20 protein-coding genes are annotated in these 16,338 nt (G+C 53.0%); 19 read left to right on the top strand and 1 reads right to left on the bottom strand.

Going from position 1 to position 16,338, the window contains the following annotated elements; translation table 11 throughout:
* Positions 1-335: 335 nt before the first annotated feature.
* The 5 genes from K2G43_RS07565 to K2G43_RS07545 all read left to right on the top strand — a co-directional run bounded on the left by K2G43_RS07565 (position 336) and on the right by K2G43_RS07545 (position 4,294).
* Positions 336-1,874, top strand: a complete 1,539-nt coding sequence (locus K2G43_RS07565; RefSeq protein WP_297643664.1) for a peptide MFS transporter — start codon at positions 336-338, stop codon at positions 1,872-1,874.
* A 40-nt stretch (positions 1,875-1,914) separates the two neighbouring features.
* Positions 1,915-2,451 carry a hypoxanthine phosphoribosyltransferase gene (gene hpt, locus K2G43_RS07560; protein ID WP_297643663.1) on the top strand — a complete coding sequence of 179 codons (537 nt, stop codon included), beginning with the start codon at positions 1,915-1,917 and terminating at the stop codon, positions 2,449-2,451.
* 112 nt (positions 2,452-2,563) lie between these two features.
* Positions 2,564-3,136 carry an adenylate kinase gene (locus K2G43_RS07555; RefSeq protein ID WP_300153883.1) on the top strand — a complete coding sequence of 191 codons (573 nt, stop codon included), beginning with the start codon at positions 2,564-2,566 and terminating at the stop codon, positions 3,134-3,136.
* Positions 3,137-3,166: 30 nt separating this feature from the next.
* Positions 3,167-3,316 (top strand): hypothetical protein, encoded by a 150-nt coding sequence (locus K2G43_RS07550; RefSeq protein ID WP_300153881.1) that lies wholly within the window; start codon positions 3,167-3,169, stop codon positions 3,314-3,316.
* Positions 3,317-3,421: 105 nt separating this feature from the next.
* Positions 3,422-4,294 carry a DUF5700 domain-containing putative Zn-dependent protease gene (locus K2G43_RS07545; protein WP_300153886.1) on the top strand — a complete coding sequence of 291 codons (873 nt, stop codon included), beginning with the start codon at positions 3,422-3,424 and terminating at the stop codon, positions 4,292-4,294.
* Positions 4,295-4,386: 92 nt separating this feature from the next.
* Here the strand turns inward: K2G43_RS07545 and K2G43_RS07540 are convergent, their stop codons facing one another.
* Positions 4,387-4,539: a hypothetical protein gene (locus tag K2G43_RS07540; protein ID WP_297643654.1), complete on the bottom strand. Its 153-nt coding sequence runs from the start codon at positions 4,537-4,539 to the stop codon at positions 4,387-4,389.
* A gap of 103 nt (positions 4,540-4,642) precedes the next feature.
* Here K2G43_RS07540 and K2G43_RS07535 point away from each other — a divergent pair, with 103 nt between their 5' ends.
* From K2G43_RS07535 to K2G43_RS07470, 14 genes are all read left to right on the top strand, one after another.
* Positions 4,643-6,202, top strand: coding sequence for an ATP-binding protein (locus K2G43_RS07535; protein WP_300153879.1), 1,560 nt, complete (start codon positions 4,643-4,645; stop codon positions 6,200-6,202).
* Between the two features lie 119 nt (positions 6,203-6,321).
* The gene (gene obgE, locus K2G43_RS07530) at positions 6,322-7,500 is read left to right on the top strand and encodes a GTPase ObgE (protein ID WP_300153877.1); all 1,179 of its coding nucleotides are present in this window, start codon (positions 6,322-6,324) and stop codon (positions 7,498-7,500) included.
* 3 nt (positions 7,501-7,503) lie between these two features.
* A complete protein-coding gene (gene pgeF, locus K2G43_RS07525) occupies positions 7,504-8,301 on the top strand; it encodes a peptidoglycan editing factor PgeF (protein WP_297643650.1) in 798 nt (265 codons plus the stop codon).
* Positions 8,302-8,351: 50 nt separating this feature from the next.
* Positions 8,352-8,636, top strand: a complete 285-nt coding sequence (locus K2G43_RS07520; protein WP_297643649.1) for a hypothetical protein — start codon at positions 8,352-8,354, stop codon at positions 8,634-8,636.
* Entirely contained in the window at positions 8,633-8,968 is a 336-nt protein-coding gene (locus tag K2G43_RS07515; protein ID WP_297643648.1) for an addiction module toxin RelE, read from the top strand. Before K2G43_RS07520 ends, K2G43_RS07515 begins: the two co-directional genes overlap by 4 nt.
* 28 nt (positions 8,969-8,996) lie before the next feature.
* The gene (locus K2G43_RS07510; RefSeq protein WP_300153874.1) at positions 8,997-9,662 is read left to right on the top strand and encodes a phenylalanine--tRNA ligase beta subunit-related protein; all 666 of its coding nucleotides are present in this window, start codon (positions 8,997-8,999) and stop codon (positions 9,660-9,662) included.
* A gap of 2 nt (positions 9,663-9,664) precedes the next feature.
* Positions 9,665-10,381, top strand: coding sequence for a M23 family metallopeptidase (locus K2G43_RS07505; RefSeq protein WP_297643646.1), 717 nt, complete (start codon positions 9,665-9,667; stop codon positions 10,379-10,381).
* Positions 10,382-10,390: 9 nt separating this feature from the next.
* Positions 10,391-11,389: a PhoH family protein gene (locus K2G43_RS07500; protein ID WP_300153871.1), complete on the top strand. Its 999-nt coding sequence runs from the start codon at positions 10,391-10,393 to the stop codon at positions 11,387-11,389.
* A gap of 4 nt (positions 11,390-11,393) precedes the next feature.
* Positions 11,394-11,825, top strand: coding sequence for a VOC family protein (locus tag K2G43_RS07495; protein WP_300153869.1), 432 nt, complete (start codon positions 11,394-11,396; stop codon positions 11,823-11,825).
* Between the two features lie 15 nt (positions 11,826-11,840).
* A complete protein-coding gene (locus K2G43_RS07490) occupies positions 11,841-12,785 on the top strand; it encodes a phosphoribosylaminoimidazolesuccinocarboxamide synthase (protein WP_297643643.1) in 945 nt (314 codons plus the stop codon).
* Between the two features lie 76 nt (positions 12,786-12,861).
* Positions 12,862-13,599 (top strand): bifunctional demethylmenaquinone methyltransferase/2-methoxy-6-polyprenyl-1,4-benzoquinol methylase UbiE, encoded by a 738-nt coding sequence (ubiE, locus tag K2G43_RS07485; RefSeq protein ID WP_300153866.1) that lies wholly within the window; start codon positions 12,862-12,864, stop codon positions 13,597-13,599.
* Positions 13,600-13,631: 32 nt separating this feature from the next.
* Complete coding sequence (locus tag K2G43_RS07480) at positions 13,632-14,378, top strand: shikimate dehydrogenase (RefSeq protein WP_297645427.1); 747 nt, start codon at positions 13,632-13,634, stop codon at positions 14,376-14,378.
* Between the two features lie 5 nt (positions 14,379-14,383).
* On the top strand, positions 14,384-15,361 hold the full coding sequence (locus K2G43_RS07475) for an alpha/beta hydrolase (RefSeq protein WP_300153863.1): 978 nt from the start codon (positions 14,384-14,386) through the stop codon (positions 15,359-15,361).
* Position 15,362: 1 nt separating this feature from the next.
* Complete coding sequence (locus K2G43_RS07470) at positions 15,363-16,259, top strand: TPM domain-containing protein (protein ID WP_300153861.1); 897 nt, start codon at positions 15,363-15,365, stop codon at positions 16,257-16,259.
* Positions 16,260-16,338: the final 79 nt, after the last annotated feature.

The following is a 16,338-nucleotide window of genomic DNA, read 5'->3' as shown; positions in this document are numbered from 1 at the left end:
CAAACTCCACTCCCTAGGACCGAAGAATGTCCGAAGAACGTCCGAAGAAACACCGAAGAAACTACGAAGCAGACAAGACCCTGAAAAGACGCGGGTCGAAAGAATAAAAAGTGGCGATTTTTTGGGGTAAGGAATGCTTCGTGTAAAGAATTACGATTTCCGATTCACGACTCATGCCTCTTCCACTCCTGTTTCCTCAGCAACCGACTTCCCCAACCGATTGAAACGGATAAATGAAAAAATAAGGTAAACTATTTGGATTAAACGCAAGGTTTTGATTCTTTATTCGTATTTTTGTCATCACATTACCAAAAATCATAAACAAAACAATATCTATGCACAACAACAAACACCCTAAAGGACTCTACCTTATCTTTGCCACGAGCACTGCCGAACGCTTCAGCTACTACGGCATGCGTGCCATTTTCATCCTGTTTCTCACCCAAGCCCTCCTATTCGACAAGGAGGCTGCCGCCTCTATCTATGGCAGCTACACCGGACTGGTCTATCTGACACCGCTCATCGGAGGATACATTGCCGACAAGTACTGGGGCATCCGCCGCTCTGTCCGTTGGGGTGCCGTGATGATGGCCTTAGGGCAGTTCCTGATGTTCGCCAGTGCCTCAATGCTCGATGCCGTGCAACTCTCCCATTGGCTGATGTACGGCGGACTGGCTCTCCTCATTTTAGGAAACGGTTGCTTCAAACCTACCGTATCATCCTTAGTCGGGCAACTGTATGAACCGGGAGACAAGCGGCTTGACTCCGCTTACACCATTTTCTATATGGGAGTCAACGTCGGCTCTTTCCTCGCCCCACTGGTTTGCGGCTATTTCGGAGAGACCGGCAATCCCGAAGACTTCAAGTGGGGCTTCTTCATTGCAGGAGTCGTCACCTTGCTGACCATCGCATTGTTTGAAACACAAAAAAACAAATATCTTATCGGCCCCGACGGGCAACAACTTGGCATCATTCCCGACGCTCTGAAAGAGCAACCCCAAGCCACACAAGAAGCCAAACAGCCGGTCACAGGCAAAGGAAAGCAACAACGCAATTACCTTCTTTTGGGAATACTGACCCTTGCACTCGCCACCTTCTTCTATTGGTGCTTCGGCAACGACTGGGTCAGCATCGGCATCTTCACCGCCTGCATCGTGTTCCCCGTCAGCATTCTGTTGGAAGGTTCGCTTACGAAAATAGAGCGCGACCGCATCTTCGTGATTTACATCATCGCCTTCTTCGTCATCTTCTTCTGGGCAGCCTACGAACAGGCAGGCGCCTCGCTGACGCTTTTTGCCGCCGAACAGACAGACCGTGTCATCTTAGGCTGGGAGATGCCGGCATCGTGGATTCAGTCGTTCAACCCCTTTTTCGTAGTAATACTTGCCGCCATCATGCCGGGTATATGGAATGTACTGGGCAAACGCGGTATGGAGCCAGCCTCACCCACTAAGCAAGCCATCGGTCTGCTACTGCTTTCGTTAGGCTATCTGGTCATCTGCTTCGGAGTAAAGGATGTGCAACCGGGTGTCAAAGTAAGCCTGCTCTGGTTGACAGGACTCTACTTCATCCACACCATGGGGGAAATCTGTCTTTCACCTATCGGCCTGTCAATGGTAAATAAGCTCACCCCCGCACGCTTCGCCTCGCTGATGATGGGCATCTGGTACCTGTCCACCGCCACAGCCAATAAATTCGCCGGCATGCTGGGCGGACTCTATCCCGAAGAAGGAAAAGTCAAGGCCCTGTTCGGCTACCGGATTGAAACCATGTTCGACTTCTTCATGGTATTCGTCATCATGTCTGCCACGGCATCGCTCATCCTCTTCCTGCTCTCAAAGAAATTGCAAAAGATGATGCACGGAGTGGAATAAAAATCGTATCTTCGCCCCAACTTAAAAAAACATTTCATCTATGGACACTATACAGATAAAAGACAAGACGTTCACGGTCTCCATCCGCGAGCAGGACATTCTGAAAGAAGTGACTCGCGTGGCCAATGAAATCAACCGCGACCTTGCCGGAAAGAATCCCCTCTTCCTCAGCGTGCTGAACGGTTCGTTCATGTTCACCGCCGACCTGATGAAGCGCATCACCATTCCCTGTGAAATCTCCTTCGTCAAGCTTGCCTCCTACCAGGGCGTATCGTCCACCGGAACCATCAAGGAGGTCATCGGCATCAACGAGGAGCTGAAGGACCGCACCATCGTCATCGTGGAAGACATCGTGGACACAGGCCTCACCATGCAACGCCTGCTCGAGACCCTCGGCACTCGGGGACCGAAAGAGATACACATCGCCTCCCTGCTGGTGAAACCGGACAAACTGAAGGTGGACCTCAACATCGAATACGTGGCGATGAATATCCCCAACGACTTCATCGTGGGCTACGGACTGGATTACGACGGGTTCGGAAGGAATTATCCGGATATTTATACGGTAATGGAATGATTTCAGATTTATGATTTCAGATTTATGTCCGATGGACTTGACTTGAATGCTGAAATCATAAATCCAAATGTCGAAATCATAAATCATAATTCATAAATCATAAATCTTGAAAATGCTGAACATTGTAATTTTCGGTGCTCCCGGCTCAGGCAAGGGAACACAAAGTGAAAGAATCGTAGAAAAGTATGGCATCAACCACATCTCCACCGGAGACGTGCTCCGTGCCGAAATCAAGAACGGTACCGAACTGGGCAAGACCGCCAAAGGCTACATCGACCAAGGACAACTGCTGCCCGATGAACTGATTATCGACATCCTGGCCAGCACACTGGACAGCTTCAAGGACAGCAAAGGCGTCATCTTCGACGGATTCCCCCGTACCATCGCACAAGCCGAAGCCCTGAAGAAGATGCTTGCCGACCGCAACCAGGCAGTGAGCGTGATGCTCGACCTCGACGTGCCCGAAGAGGAACTGATGAAACGCCTCATCCTGCGCGGACAGCAATCGGGCCGTGCCGACGACAACGAGGAGACCATCAAGAAACGCCTCGTGGTTTACCACTCACAGACCGCGCCGCTCATCGACTGGTACAAGAGCGAGGGCCTCTATGCCCACATCAACGGATTGGGCGACCTGGAGACCATCACCGGAGAGATTTGCGCAGCGATTGACAAGGTGAAATAAAAGAACTCTTTTTGACAAAAACAAATTCGCATGAGAAAGAAAGTACTTTTTTCTGCCTGTCTCTCCTTCTTGCTCGGAATGCCGGCAAAAGGATTCTCCCAAGAGCCGGTTTCCTTGCCGGACAGCGAGTATTCCACTGAATCTGCCGTACATTTCATCCGGATGGCAAAGGCAGCCTAAAAAGGTACGATGCCCGGTGAAAAGGAATGGAAAGAGTTGTTCGCAACCGAAGGGTATCACAACTTCTCTGCCGCACACTGGGATTCACTCTCATGACAAAAGGACATCCGAGATGCTTTCCAGACCGTGTTCGATGCCAAGCAGAAGACACGGCTGGACAGCATCCTCACGGAATACGCCCACCCGAAAACCGATTTCGACCAATTCACCGTCATCAACATGTATCAGATAAATGAGCGTATCAATGAACTCGAAACACTCATTTGCCACAATGACTTCAACGAAATCATGCGCAAAGGACACGCCAAGGCGCTACAACACCTGCCAACGCGCATCCATCAGTTGAAACCCACCTTCAAGAAGTTCTACTTTCTTGCGTGGGATTTTGAATGCCGCGCGTGGAGCAACGGTATCTACCTCGACATCAACGGAGCCTCTCTGAACGGACGGGAAGATATGATAAACCTAATCGGACACGAACTGCACCACCACTACATGGGTGCTCTCATACAAGACCGTTATCACCACGACACGAAGGATGCCGCCGTCATAACACTGTACTACCTGCAACAGGAAGGTACCGCCGACCTTATCAACAAGCAGAAAATGCCTGTCGATAACTTAGGGGGATACGGTCCGGAAATCGTAAAGATGTACAACGACGACTATTTTTCCTCTCCGGAAGTCCTGAAACAACTGGATGAATTGACCACCAGCTACCTGGCAGGCCAAATATCCGAAAAGGAATACGAGAAGGTCAAACAATGCGCCCACTTCGGCGGACACACCACCGGCTCCTACATGGTGTTCCTCATTCGCGACCAGTTGGGACTGCAAGCTGCTATCGACTGCTTCGCCGACTTTTCCGCTTTCGTCCATCGCTACAACGAAGCGGCACGCAAAGCCGGCACTTACGTCTTCTCGGACACGTTTGTGAAGCATGTTGACAATGTCTGCCAGACAATGGAGCAGGAATAGTTATACGCGAACGGCGTAAAGACGCATGGACGTTGGGAACGCTTATTCAAAATTCAGATAAAAAATGCACCTGTGACGGTGCATTTTTTGTTTCACTTCTCCGGCTCCATCTCCACCCACTCTATGCCTTCGGGCACGATGGTGCGCCCCGTCACCTGCTTGTTCTGCGCACGCCTGTATTCGGGAATGAAGCGCACGCGCACCTCCGTGAACTGCCGCGCCGACACCTCCTCGGGCGTATCCACGCCCTAAGAGAAGATCGATTCTAAGATTTCTTGCCGACAACCACCCATAAATCGGGATTTATGCTTAAATTTGCCTTCCCAACCATTGAATTCCTTTTCGATTATGTTAGAAGACTACATCCGCTACCCGATAGGGCTACAGAATTTCGAACAGATACGCACGCTGGACTGCGTATATGTGGACAAGACGGAACTGGTTTACAGGCTGACCCACACAGACCGTGTCTATTTCCTCAGCCGTCCGCGCCGCTTCGGCAAGAGCCTGCTCATTTCCACCTTAGAGGCTTACTTCCAAGGGAAAAAAGAGCTTTTCAGCGGTCTGGCGATGGAACGGCTGGAGCAGGAGTGGGAAAGCTATCCGGTGTTGCACATCGACTTCAGCCTGACGAAATACACGGAACTATTCGACTTGCAAGAACAGTTGGACCTATTCCTGTCACAATGGGAAGAGACTTTCGGCAAGAATGCCTCGGAACAGACCCCTGCCGCTCGTTTCCAAGGCATCATCACACGTGCCCATCAGCAGACCGGAAAGCAGGTCGTAGTACTGATAGACGAATATGATGCCCCCTTGCTCGACAGCAATTCGGACAGCGCCCTGCAACAGCAGCTCCGCAACGAGATGCGCAAGTTCTTCAGCCCCCTCAAGGGGTTGGGGCAGCACCTGCGCTTCCTGTTCATCACGGGTATCAGCAAGTTCAGCCAACTCAGCATCTTCAGTGAGTTGAACAATTTGAAGAACATCAGCATGCGCGATGATTTCAGCGCCCTATGCGGCATCACCGAACAGGAGTTGCTGACCCAGTTGAAGCCAAGCATCGAGCGTATGGCAGCCGCCAATGGAGAGACATACGAAGAGGCGTGCGCACACCTGAAACATCAATACGACGGGTATCACTTCAGCGGCAACTGCCCGGACATCTACAACCCCTTCAGTCTGCTCAACGCTCTTGACGCCAAGGAGTACAAGAACTTCTGGTTCTCCACCGGCACGCCCACTTTCCTGCTCGACATCCTGCGCCGCACCCACTTCGATGTGCGTAGCCTGGACGGCATTGATGCCACCAACGAGCAGTTCGATGCGCCTACGGAACAGATTACCGACCCCATCCCCGTGCTCTACCAAAGCGGCTACCTGACTATCAAGGAGTATGACCCCCTGTTCCGTTCCTACCGCCTGGCCTATCCCAACAGCGAGGTGCGTTACGGCTTCACGGAGTCTCTTCTGCCTCATTACACGCACTGTTTTCCGCGCGAAAATACGTTCTACGCGGTCTCTTTCATCAAAGACCTGATGAAGGGCGACATCGAAAGCTGCCTGGAGCGCACCCGTTCCTTCTTCGCCTCCATCCCCTACGACCTGGAGAACAAGAACGAGAAGCACTACCAGACCATCTTCTACCTGCTCTTCCGCCTGATGGGGCAGTATGTGGAGACAGAGGTGAAGAGTGCCACGGGGTGTGCGGATGCCGTAGTGAAGCTGCAAGATGCCGTCTATGTATTCGAATTCAAGTTCGACGGAACGCCCGAAGAGGCGCTGGCGCAGATAGAGAGCCGGCAATACGCCCTCCCCTACGAGGCGGACGGCAGGAAGGTGGTGAAGGTGGGTGTGAACTTCGACAGCGAAACACGCACGATAGGAGAATGGAAGATAGTGCAATGACACGAAGGCAAGGGCATAGATGAGTCTGGCGAGGTGGTATCTCTATATTATGGGAAATTATTCATATCTTTGTCGGCGGAATTCTTAATTATTAATTCTTCATTCTTAATTTATACATTATGGCTGAATCCAATTTTGTTGACTACGTCAAGATATACTGCCGTTCCGGCAAGGGCGGCAGAGGCTCCACACACATGCGCCGCGCGAAATACGTCCCCAACGGAGGTCCCGATGGCGGTGACGGAGGACGCGGAGGACACGTCATCCTGCGCGGCAACCGCAACTACTGGACTCTGCTCCACCTGCGCTACGACCGCCACATCCTGGCCGGACACGGCGAATCGGGCTCCAAGAACCGCAGCTTCGGCAAGGACGGCCAAGACAAGATAGTGGAAGTGCCCTGCGGCACCGTGGTCTATAACGCCGAAACGGGCGAATACCTCTGCGACGTCACCGAACACGGACAGGAAGTCATCCTGCTGAAAGGCGGACGCGGCGGACTGGGCAACTGGCACTTCAAGACCGCCACCCGGCAGGCTCCTCGCTTCGCGCAACCGGGCGAACCGATGCAGGAGATGACCGTCATCATGGAGCTGAAACTGCTTGCCGATGTCGGACTGGTGGGCTTCCCCAATGCGGGCAAATCGACCCTGCTCTCCGCCGTCTCTTCGGCAAAACCGAAAATCGCCAACTACCCCTTCACGACCCTGGAACCCAACTTGGGCATTGTCTCCTACCGCGACGGCAAGTCGTTCGTCATGGCCGACATCCCCGGCATCATCGAGGGTGCCAGTGCAGGCAAGGGCCTGGGACTGCGCTTCCTGCGCCACATCGAGCGCAACTCGCTGCTGCTCTTCATGGTGCCCGCCGACAGCGACGACATCCGCCGGGAATATGAAATCCTGCTGAACGAGCTGCGCACCTTCAACCCCGAAATGCTGGACAAGCAGCGCGTGCTGGCTGTCACCAAGTGCGACATGCTGGACCAGGAGCTGATGGACGAGATAGAACCCACCCTGCCCGAAGGCATCCCGCACGTGTTCATCTCCGCCATCTCGGGCATGGGCATCTCCGTACTGAAGGACATCCTTTGGGAAGAGCTGAACAAGGAGAGCAACAAGATAGCGGGCAAAGTGGAAAGCATCGCCCACCGCGCCAAAGACATGAGCCACCTGCAACAGGAGTTGAAAGAGGAAGGCGAAGACGAAGACCTCAGCTACGAATACGTGGACGAGGATGACGATATCGAAGACCTGGAAGACTTCGAGTACGAAGAGGAGGATTGGGAAGAGAAATAAATCATGGACAACAACCCCATCATCCGATACAGCAGCCTGCCTGCCGACGTCACAGCTTTCAGCACCACCCGCCACGGCGGTTGCAGCCGGGGAAACTACGCCTCGCTGAACTGCACGCCCTACACGGGTGATGACGCTGATTGTGTCCGCCGCAACCGGGAGGTTCTTTGCAAGGCCCTGCCCCGGTGTCCCCGCGAACTCGTCATCCCGTTCCAGACCCACGGCACGGCATCCCTCGTCATTGACGATGCCTACCTGCAAGCCCCTGAAGCGGAACGCCAAGCCTTGCTGCAAGGCATTGACGCCCTGCTCACCCGCGAGCCGGACATCTGCCTCTGCATCTCCACCGCCGACTGCATACCTATCTTATTATACGACAAGCAGCATCGCGCCGTCGCCGCCATCCATGCAGGCTGGCGCGGCACGGTCAACCGCATCGTCCTGCGCACGCTGGAGCACATGCACGCCCTCTACGGCACGGACGGAGAAGCAGTGACGGCCGTCATCGGTCCCGGCATCTCCCTCCCTGCCTTCGAAGTGGGCGAAGAGGTCTATGAAGCCTTCCGCGAGCAAGGCTTCCCGATGGAGTACATCTCCGAATGGAACCCCGCCACCCACAAACACCACATCGACCTCTGGGCCGCCAACCGCCTGCAACTACAGGACTTCGGCGTGCCCCCGGAGCAAGTGGAGACGGCGGGTATCTGCACTTACAGCCAGTACGAGGATTTCTTCTCGGCACGCAGGATGGGGATACGGTCGGGGAGAATATTAAGCGGAGTCGTGATGAATCGTACATAATACGAGAAATAATTGTACCTTTGTGTCAATAATCATTCATACAGACCATTATGACAACAATAGAATTGAGAAAATCTCTGTTTGCCGAGATAAACGCCATACTTGACAGCGACGAACTGACACGAGCCGCCATACACACCCTAAGAAAACTTAGAAAAAGCCAAGCAGAATCCGAACAACATAAAAAAGAGAAACAAGCCATGCTTACAGATTTGACAGAAGCCTTTCATCAAATGAAATTAATGGAAGAAGGCAAACTGCAAGCCAGACCTGCTGAAGACTTACTGAAAGAGTTGGAAGAAGAAAGCCGAAAAGAAAAAGGAGGCGAACAATGATTACGATCGTCACCTTACCCCAATTCGACAAAAACATCAAGAAACTCTGCAAAAAATATCACTCTTTATACATAGACTTTGCCAAACTGATACAAGAATTACAAGACAACCCCTATTTGGGTACAGATTTGGGCAATGGAGCGCGCAAAATCCGCCTGAGTATAACCAGCAAAGGGAAACGGGGTGGAGCACGTGTGCTGACCGATACGGAAGCTGTCATCAGCATGAAAGAAGGGTGCATCGTATTACTCTCCATCTATGATAAATCTGAAATGGAAACTTTATCCGATACTGCCATTAAAGCCCTCATCAAAGAGGCTCGCGACCTGTAATTTTATCAAAAAAACAAATTGAAAAGTTATGTACCAACTCACCATATCCTCCGAAATTCAGACCCGCTGCCCCGAATACCGTGGCGCAGCCGTATTTGCCGAAGTAACCAACAGCGCCTATAACGAAGGCTTGTGGCAGGAAATTGCCACCTTCACCCAAGAGTTAAGAGCGCACGACACCACGGACAGCATCAAATGCCAGCCCGTCATCGCCGCCACACGCGAAGCCTACAAGCGTTGCGGCAAAGACCCCAGCCGTTACCGCCCCTCCGCCGAAGCCCTGCGCCGACGCCTGCTGCGCAGACTGGAACTTTATCAGATAGACACGCTGGTGGACCTTATCAACCTCGTCTCCCTGCGCACCGGACACTCCATCGGCGGCTTCGATGCCGACAAGATACAAGGCACCAGCCTGGAACTGGGCATCGGACGTGCCGACGAACCCTTTGAAGGCATCGGGCGCGGCGTACTCAACATCGAAGGACTGCCCGTCTATCGCGACCAAGCGGGAGGCATCGGTACCCCCACCAGCGACAACGAACGTACCAAAATGGACCTCGGCACCCGCCACATCCTTGCCATCGTCAACGGCTACAACGGAGAAGAGGGACTGAAAGAGGCTGCCGAAATGATTCTGGAACTATTGGTAAAATACGCCTCTGCCACCGACGGAACCATACAATACTTTCAATGAAAATGAGAAGTCTTTTCACTTTATTTTTCTTGTGCATCGTCCTCTGCGCACCGGCGCAAGAGGCAAGGCGGCATTTTACCGCTATGGAAACCAACCATGTACGTGTGGCTACTCCGGGACTGTTCACCCAAAGCAATCGGATAGAGATACCCTTGCACCGAGTGACAGACACGGCATACTCTTTTCCCCTGCCCGGCGCCAAGGTCATCTCCCCTTACGGGCGACGGAGACGGCATAGCGGCATCGACATCAAGACACACGCCAAAGACACCATACGAAGTGCCTTCACCGGCATTGTGCGGATGTCCAAGCCTTATAGCGCCTACGGCAATGTCATCGTCGTGCGCCACGCTTTCGGGTTGGAGACGGTCTATAGCCACAACTACAAGAATCTGGTGCAGTGCGGCGACACCGTCCGTGCCGGACAGCCCATTGCGTTGGTAGGCCGCACCGGGCGTGCCACCACGGACCACCTGCACTTCGAGACACGCGTCAACGGGCAGCACTTCGACCCTACCCTCGTCTTCGACATGAATGCGCAGACGCTAAACAGAGTACGCCTTGAATGCACGAAAAACGGCAACAACATCACCGTAAAGCCACTGCCTGCCATCGGCCCGGAGCCGGCATTAAAAAAATACCCGTTGGAACTGCCTAAGTGTCCGAACGTTTCACTACATTTGCAAACCATTTCACTAAAAGAACGTATTGAACTTTAAAGCATATCCATGATAGAAAAACTGATTGTTCTAGAAGACATCGACCCGGTCATTTTTTACGGCGTGAACAACGCCAACATGCAGTTGCTGAAAGCCTTGCATCCCAAGCTACGCATCGTGGCACGCGGCAATGTCATCAAAGTGCTGGGTGATGAAGAAGAAATGTGTGCTTTCGAGGAAAACATCATCAAGCTAGAAAAATATTGTGCCGAATACAACTCCCTGAAAGAGGAAGTCATCATAGACATCATCAAAGGGAACGCCCCACAGGCGGAGAAGGCGGGCAACGTCATCGTGTTCAGCGTAACCGGAAAACCGATTATCCCGCGCAGCGAAAACCAGTTGAAGCTGGTGGAGGCTTTCGCCAAGAACGACATGGTATTCGCCATCGGTCCTGCCGGTTCGGGCAAGACCTATACCGCCATCGCCCTTGCCGTGCGTGCCCTGAAGAACAAGGAAATCAAGAAAATCATCCTCAGCCGCCCCGCCGTAGAGGCAGGCGAGAAACTTGGCTTCCTGCCCGGCGACATGAAGGACAAGATAGACCCCTATCTGCAACCGCTTTACGATGCCTTGCAAGACATGATACCCGCCGCCAAGCTGAAAGAGTATATGGAGCTGAACATCATCCAGATTGCCCCCCTCGCCTTCATGCGCGGACGCACGCTGAACGATGCCGTCGTCATTCTAGACGAAGCGCAGAACACCACCACCCAGCAAATCAAGATGTTCCTCACCCGCATGGGCATGAACACCAAGATGATTGTCACGGGTGACATGACACAGATTGACCTACCCTCTTCGCAGACTTCCGGCCTGGTGCAGGCACTCCGCATCCTGAAAGGTGTGAAAGGCATCAGCTTCGTGGAATTGAACAAGAAGGACATCGTGCGCCATAAACTGGTGACACAGATAGTGGAAGCCTACGAGAAATTTGAGAAGGAAGCGAAGGCGGAACGGGAGAAAAGGAAAGCGGAAAAAGACGTAAAACCCCAAGTAACAATATAAAGCCATGAACAGAATCAATGTAATCGCCCTCGGCGTAAGGGATATGCGTCAGTCGCTCAGATTTTATCGTGACGGATTGGGATTTCAAACAGAAGAAAAAGGAGACTCTCCCAACGTTGTTTTTTTCAATACATCAGGAACGAAGTTCGAATTGTATCCTTTGAACCTTCTGGCGCAAGACATCAACAGCACGAATCCTCCTGAAATAGCGAACGGCTTTGGCGGCATCACATTGGCTTACAATGTAAAAAGCGAAACGGAAGTCATTGAAACGATAGAACTGGCACGCAAAGCGGGTGCCCGCATCGCCAAAGAGCCGCAAAAAGTATTTTGGGGTGGTTTCCATGCCTATTTTGCAGACCCGGACGGTTACTATTGGGAAGTGGCTTATAACCCCTATTGGAACTTCGATGAACAGGAAATGATTCAATTTTAATAAAAACTATAAATTATGAAAGCATTAACAGCAACTGAATTTAACTTTCCGGGACAGAAGAGTGTCTATCACGGAAAAGTACGCGATGTGTATAACATCAATGGTGAAAAGTTGGTCATGGTAGCAACCGACCGTATCTCGGCATTCGACGTTGTATTGCCGAAAGGGATTCCCTTCAAAGGTCAGATGCTGAACCAGATTGCCGCCAAATTTCTGGATGCCACTACCGACATCTGCCCCAACTGGAAAATGGCTACGCCCGACCCGATGGTGACGGTAGGCGTGATGTGCGAAGGCTTCCCGGTGGAAATGATTGTACGCGGCTACCTCTGCGGCAGCGCATGGCGTGCCTACAAGAGCGGCGTGCGTGAAATCTGCGGTGTGAAACTGCCCGAAGGCATGAAGGAGAACCAGAAGTTCCCCGAACCCATCATCACCCCGACCACGAAAGCTGAAATCGGCGAACACGATGCTGACATCTCCAAAGAGGAAATCCTTGCCAAGGGACTGGCTACGCCCGAAGAGTATGCCCTGCTGGAGAAATACACCCTTGCCCTCTTCAAGCGCGGCACGGAAATCGCGGCAGAACGCGGCCTGATTCTCGTCGATACCAAATACGAATTCGGCAAGCACAACGGCACCATCTACCTGATGGACGAAATCCACACCCCGGACTCCAGCCGCTATTTCTACTCCGAAGGCTACGAGGAGCGTTTTGCCAACGGCGAACCGCAGAAGCAACTCTCCAAAGAGTTTGTACGCGAATGGCTGATGAACAACGGCTTCCAAGGCAAAGAGGGACAGCAGGTGCCCGAAATGACCGATGAAATCGTCACTTCCATCAGCGAACGCTACATTGAGCTCTATGAGCATATCACCGGTGAGAAGTTCGTCAAGGAAGAGACCGGTGACATCGCCGCACGAATCGAGAAAAACGTTACTACGTTTTTGAATGAATAATTAAGGAATGAAAGAATGAAAAGGCTCGTTGCCTATGTTTTCATTCTTTCATTTTTAATTCTCTAATTTGAAATAAATGGACTACCCGCAAGAAAGCATCAAGCCTTATAACAAGGAGGGCAAGAAGAGCGAACTGGTGGAGGAGATGTTCAACAACATCGCTCCCGCCTACGATAAACTGAACCACACGCTGTCGATGGGCATCGACCGGAGCTGGCGCAAGAAGGCTATCAAGTACCTGCGCCCCTTCCGCCCCCGCCGCATGATGGACGTGGCGACCGGTACCGGAGACTTCGCCATCCTTGCCTGCCAAGAGCTGCAACCAGATTCGCTGATAGGCACCGACATCTCCGAAGGCATGATGAACGTGGGACGTGAGAAAGTGAAACAAGCGCACCTCTCAGACAAGATTACCTTTGCCCGGGAGGATTGCACCTGCCTCTCGTTTGCCGACGGAAGTTTCGATGCCGTCACCGTGGCGTTCGGCATCCGCAACTTCGAGGGACTGGATAAGGGACTCTCTGAAATGTGTCGCGTACTTACCCCCGGCGGACATCTGGTCATCCTGGAACTTTCCACCCCGGACCGCTTTCCGATGAAGCAGCTGTTTACCATCTACTCCAAAGTTGTCATCCCCCTCATCGGCAAATGCATCTCCAAAGACAACAGTGCCTACACCTACCTGCCGCAGAGCATTCGGGCCTTTCCGCAAGGCGAAGTGATGCAGGAGGTTATCCGTAAGGCCGGATTCAGCGAAGTACGCTTCAAGCGGCTGACCTTTGGAACGTGCACGCTATACACAGCCAGAAAATAAAAAATGAATCTATACTTTAACACATCTTCATTATGCAGAAATACGGTTTAATAGGCTACCCGTTGAAGCACTCCTTCTCCATCGGGTATTTCAACGAGAAATTCAAGGCGGAAAACATCGATGCCGAATACGTGAATTTCGAGATTCCGCGCATCGAGGACTTCATGGAAGTGATAGAAGAAAACCCGAACCTTTGCGGACTCAATGTGACCATCCCCTACAAGGAACAGGTGATTAAATACTTGGACGAACTGGACAAGGACACGGCTAAAATCGGCGCTGTCAACGTCATCAAAATCATTCGCCTCCCCAAAGGAAAGGTGAAACTGGTGGGCTACAACTCAGACATCATCGGGTTCACCCAATCCATCGAACCTCTGCTCCAGCCCCATCACAAGAAAGCCCTCATACTGGGTACCGGAGGTGCCTCGAAAGCCGTATACCGTGGTCTGGAGAATCTGGGCATCCCCTGCACCTTCGTCTCGCGCACTAAGAAAGACAACAAGTGCCTCACCTACGAGGAACTGACCCCGGAGGTGATGCATGAACATACGGTCATCGTCAACTGTACCCCCGTGGGCATGTACCCCAACGTGGATTTCTGCCCGAATATCCCCTACGAGCTGCTGACCCCGAACCATTTGCTCTACGATTTGTTATACAATCCAAATGAAACCCTCTTCATGAAGAAAGGACAGGCACAGGGAGCCGTCACCAAGAACGGACTAGAGATGCTGTTGCTGCAAGCCTTTGCCGCATGGGAGATTTGGAACCGATAGAACAGATGAAAAAAAAACTGAAATACCTTGCCCTGACGGTGGCAGCGCTATGCACACTGCTGTTGTGCGGCAGCTACTATATGCTGGGCTATGCCCTGCGTCCCGAAGGTCTTGTCTCGCGCAGCCGCGACGCACAGGCCTCCTACGAGTATATGATGACCGAATATCCGGAGCTACGTCCCTGGATGGACAGTTTGCAGGCTGCCGGAGCACTGCGCGAATACTACATAGAGAGCGACCGGGGGGAGAACCTGCATGCGCTTTATGTGGAAGCCGCACATCCCACGAACAAGACAGCCGTCATCGTCCACGGCTATACCGACAATGCCATCCGGATGATGCACATCGGCTATCTCTACAGCCGCCAATTGGGCTATAACATCCTGCTTCCCAACCTGCACGGCCACGGCATGAGCGAAGGCGACAACGTGCAGATGGGCTGGCTGGACCGCCTGGACCTGCTGCAATGGACGGCCACAGCCGACGAGCTGTTCGGCCGAAACAACGGCGGTACGCAGATGGTGGTGCACGGCATCTCCATGGGAGCCGCCACCACGATGATGGCGGCAGGCGAAGTGGAGCATGGCGCACACCGGCAACCCTTCATCAAATGTTTTGTAGAAGACTGCGGCTTCACCAGCGCCTGGGACGAGTTCCGAGGAGAGCTGAAGGCGCAGTTTGGCCTACCGGCTTTCCCCTTGCTGCACACAGCAAGCTGGCTCTGCAAGTTGGAGCTGGGATGGAGCTTTGGCGAAGCTTCGGCCTTGGAGCAAGTACGAAAGTGTACACTACCCATGCTGTTCATCCATGGCGATGCCGACACCTTTGTCCCCACGTGGATGGTGCACAAGCTCTACGAGGCCAAGCCCGACCCGAAAGAACTGTGGATTACTCCCGGCACCGCACACGCCCTTTCCTACAAGGATTATCCGCTGGAATACACGCAGCATGTGAAGCATTTTGTGGACCAATACATCCATTGATATGAAACGATTTTTTGCCATCGCCTCTCTTCTGTGCCTGCTGCTCGGCATGCAGGCACAAAAGGTTTACACCACCCGAAACCTTCCTAAAGTACACCTTCAGGACAAGACGCGCTATGTCTGCAATCCCGAAGGTATCCTCTCTGCCGCTGCCTGCGACAGCATAGACCGCATGCTCTACGCCCTGGAACAACAGACGGGCATTGAGACTGTAGTGGCCGTAGTCCCCTCCATCGGCGAGGAAGATTGCTTCGACTTCTCGCACCGCCTGCTCAACGAATGGGGCGTGGGGAAGAAGGAGAAGAACAACGGACTGGTGATACTCCTGGTGACCGACCAGCGCTGCATCCAGTTCTATACCGGATACGGATTGGAAGGTGACCTGCCCGATGCCATCTGCAAGCGCATCCAGACACAGCAGATGATTCCCTACCTGAAAAACGGGAACTGGGACGAAGGCATGGTAGCAGGCATACGTGCGGTCTACGCACGCCTGGATGGCAGCATGGAGAACGATACAGAGGAGGAAGAGGACCTCTCGGTGGGTGCCGCCCTACTGCTCTTCATGGGCATCTTCGGCATCGGCCTGCTCGTGGCAATCCTCGCTATGCGGGCGGCAAGCAAATGTCCCAACTGCGGACACCACAAGCTGCAACGCAGCGGAAGCACCCTCGTCTCGCGCCGCAACGGCATCCGGACGGAGGATGTGACCTACACCTGCCGCAACTGCGGACACCAAGTGGTGCGCCGCCAGCAATCCTACGATGAAAACTACCGAGGAGGCGGAAGCGGTCCCGTCATCTTCGGCGGAGGCGGCGGCTTCGGCGGTGGCGGATTCAGCGGTGGCAGCTTCGGTGGAGGCATGGGCGGAGGCGGAGGAGCCGGATCGAGATTTTGAAGGCCTCTCCCCCGACCCCTCCCCGATAGGGAGGGGAGAAAGGAAGTTGGTTTGACAAATGGATATACATATATATAGG

The sequence above is a fragment of the Bacteroides sp. genome (assembly GCF_029057325.1).
GTDB lineage: Bacteria > Bacteroidota > Bacteroidia > Bacteroidales > Bacteroidaceae > Bacteroides.
Note: the sequence above shows the minus strand (reverse complement) of the source record. Positions and strands in the feature narration are given on the sequence as shown.

Bases quoted from the DNA above. Each gene is read 5' to 3' on its own strand.
- K2G43_RS07565 (WP_297643664.1), top strand. From the start codon at position 336: ATGCACAACAACAAACACCCTAAAGGACTCTACCTTATCTTTGCCACG.
- hpt (WP_297643663.1), top strand. From the start codon at position 1,915: ATGGACACTATACAGATAAAAGACAAGACGTTCACGGTCTCCATCCGC.
- K2G43_RS07555 (WP_300153883.1), top strand. From the start codon at position 2,564: ATGCTGAACATTGTAATTTTCGGTGCTCCCGGCTCAGGCAAGGGAACA.
- K2G43_RS07550 (WP_300153881.1), top strand. From the start codon at position 3,167: ATGAGAAAGAAAGTACTTTTTTCTGCCTGTCTCTCCTTCTTGCTCGGA.
- K2G43_RS07535 (WP_300153879.1), top strand. From the start codon at position 4,643: ATGTTAGAAGACTACATCCGCTACCCGATAGGGCTACAGAATTTCGAA.
- obgE (WP_300153877.1), top strand. From the start codon at position 6,322: ATGGCTGAATCCAATTTTGTTGACTACGTCAAGATATACTGCCGTTCC.
- pgeF (WP_297643650.1), top strand. From the start codon at position 7,504: ATGGACAACAACCCCATCATCCGATACAGCAGCCTGCCTGCCGACGTC.
- K2G43_RS07520 (WP_297643649.1), top strand. From the start codon at position 8,352: ATGACAACAATAGAATTGAGAAAATCTCTGTTTGCCGAGATAAACGCC.
- K2G43_RS07515 (WP_297643648.1), top strand. From the start codon at position 8,633: ATGATTACGATCGTCACCTTACCCCAATTCGACAAAAACATCAAGAAA.
- K2G43_RS07510 (WP_300153874.1), top strand. From the start codon at position 8,997: ATGTACCAACTCACCATATCCTCCGAAATTCAGACCCGCTGCCCCGAA.
- K2G43_RS07505 (WP_297643646.1), top strand. From the start codon at position 9,665: ATGAGAAGTCTTTTCACTTTATTTTTCTTGTGCATCGTCCTCTGCGCA.
- K2G43_RS07500 (WP_300153871.1), top strand. From the start codon at position 10,391: ATGATAGAAAAACTGATTGTTCTAGAAGACATCGACCCGGTCATTTTT.
- K2G43_RS07495 (WP_300153869.1), top strand. From the start codon at position 11,394: ATGAACAGAATCAATGTAATCGCCCTCGGCGTAAGGGATATGCGTCAG.
- K2G43_RS07490 (WP_297643643.1), top strand. From the start codon at position 11,841: ATGAAAGCATTAACAGCAACTGAATTTAACTTTCCGGGACAGAAGAGT.
- ubiE (WP_300153866.1), top strand. From the start codon at position 12,862: ATGGACTACCCGCAAGAAAGCATCAAGCCTTATAACAAGGAGGGCAAG.
- K2G43_RS07480 (WP_297645427.1), top strand. From the start codon at position 13,632: ATGCAGAAATACGGTTTAATAGGCTACCCGTTGAAGCACTCCTTCTCC.
- K2G43_RS07475 (WP_300153863.1), top strand. From the start codon at position 14,384: ATGAAAAAAAAACTGAAATACCTTGCCCTGACGGTGGCAGCGCTATGC.
- K2G43_RS07470 (WP_300153861.1), top strand. From the start codon at position 15,363: ATGAAACGATTTTTTGCCATCGCCTCTCTTCTGTGCCTGCTGCTCGGC.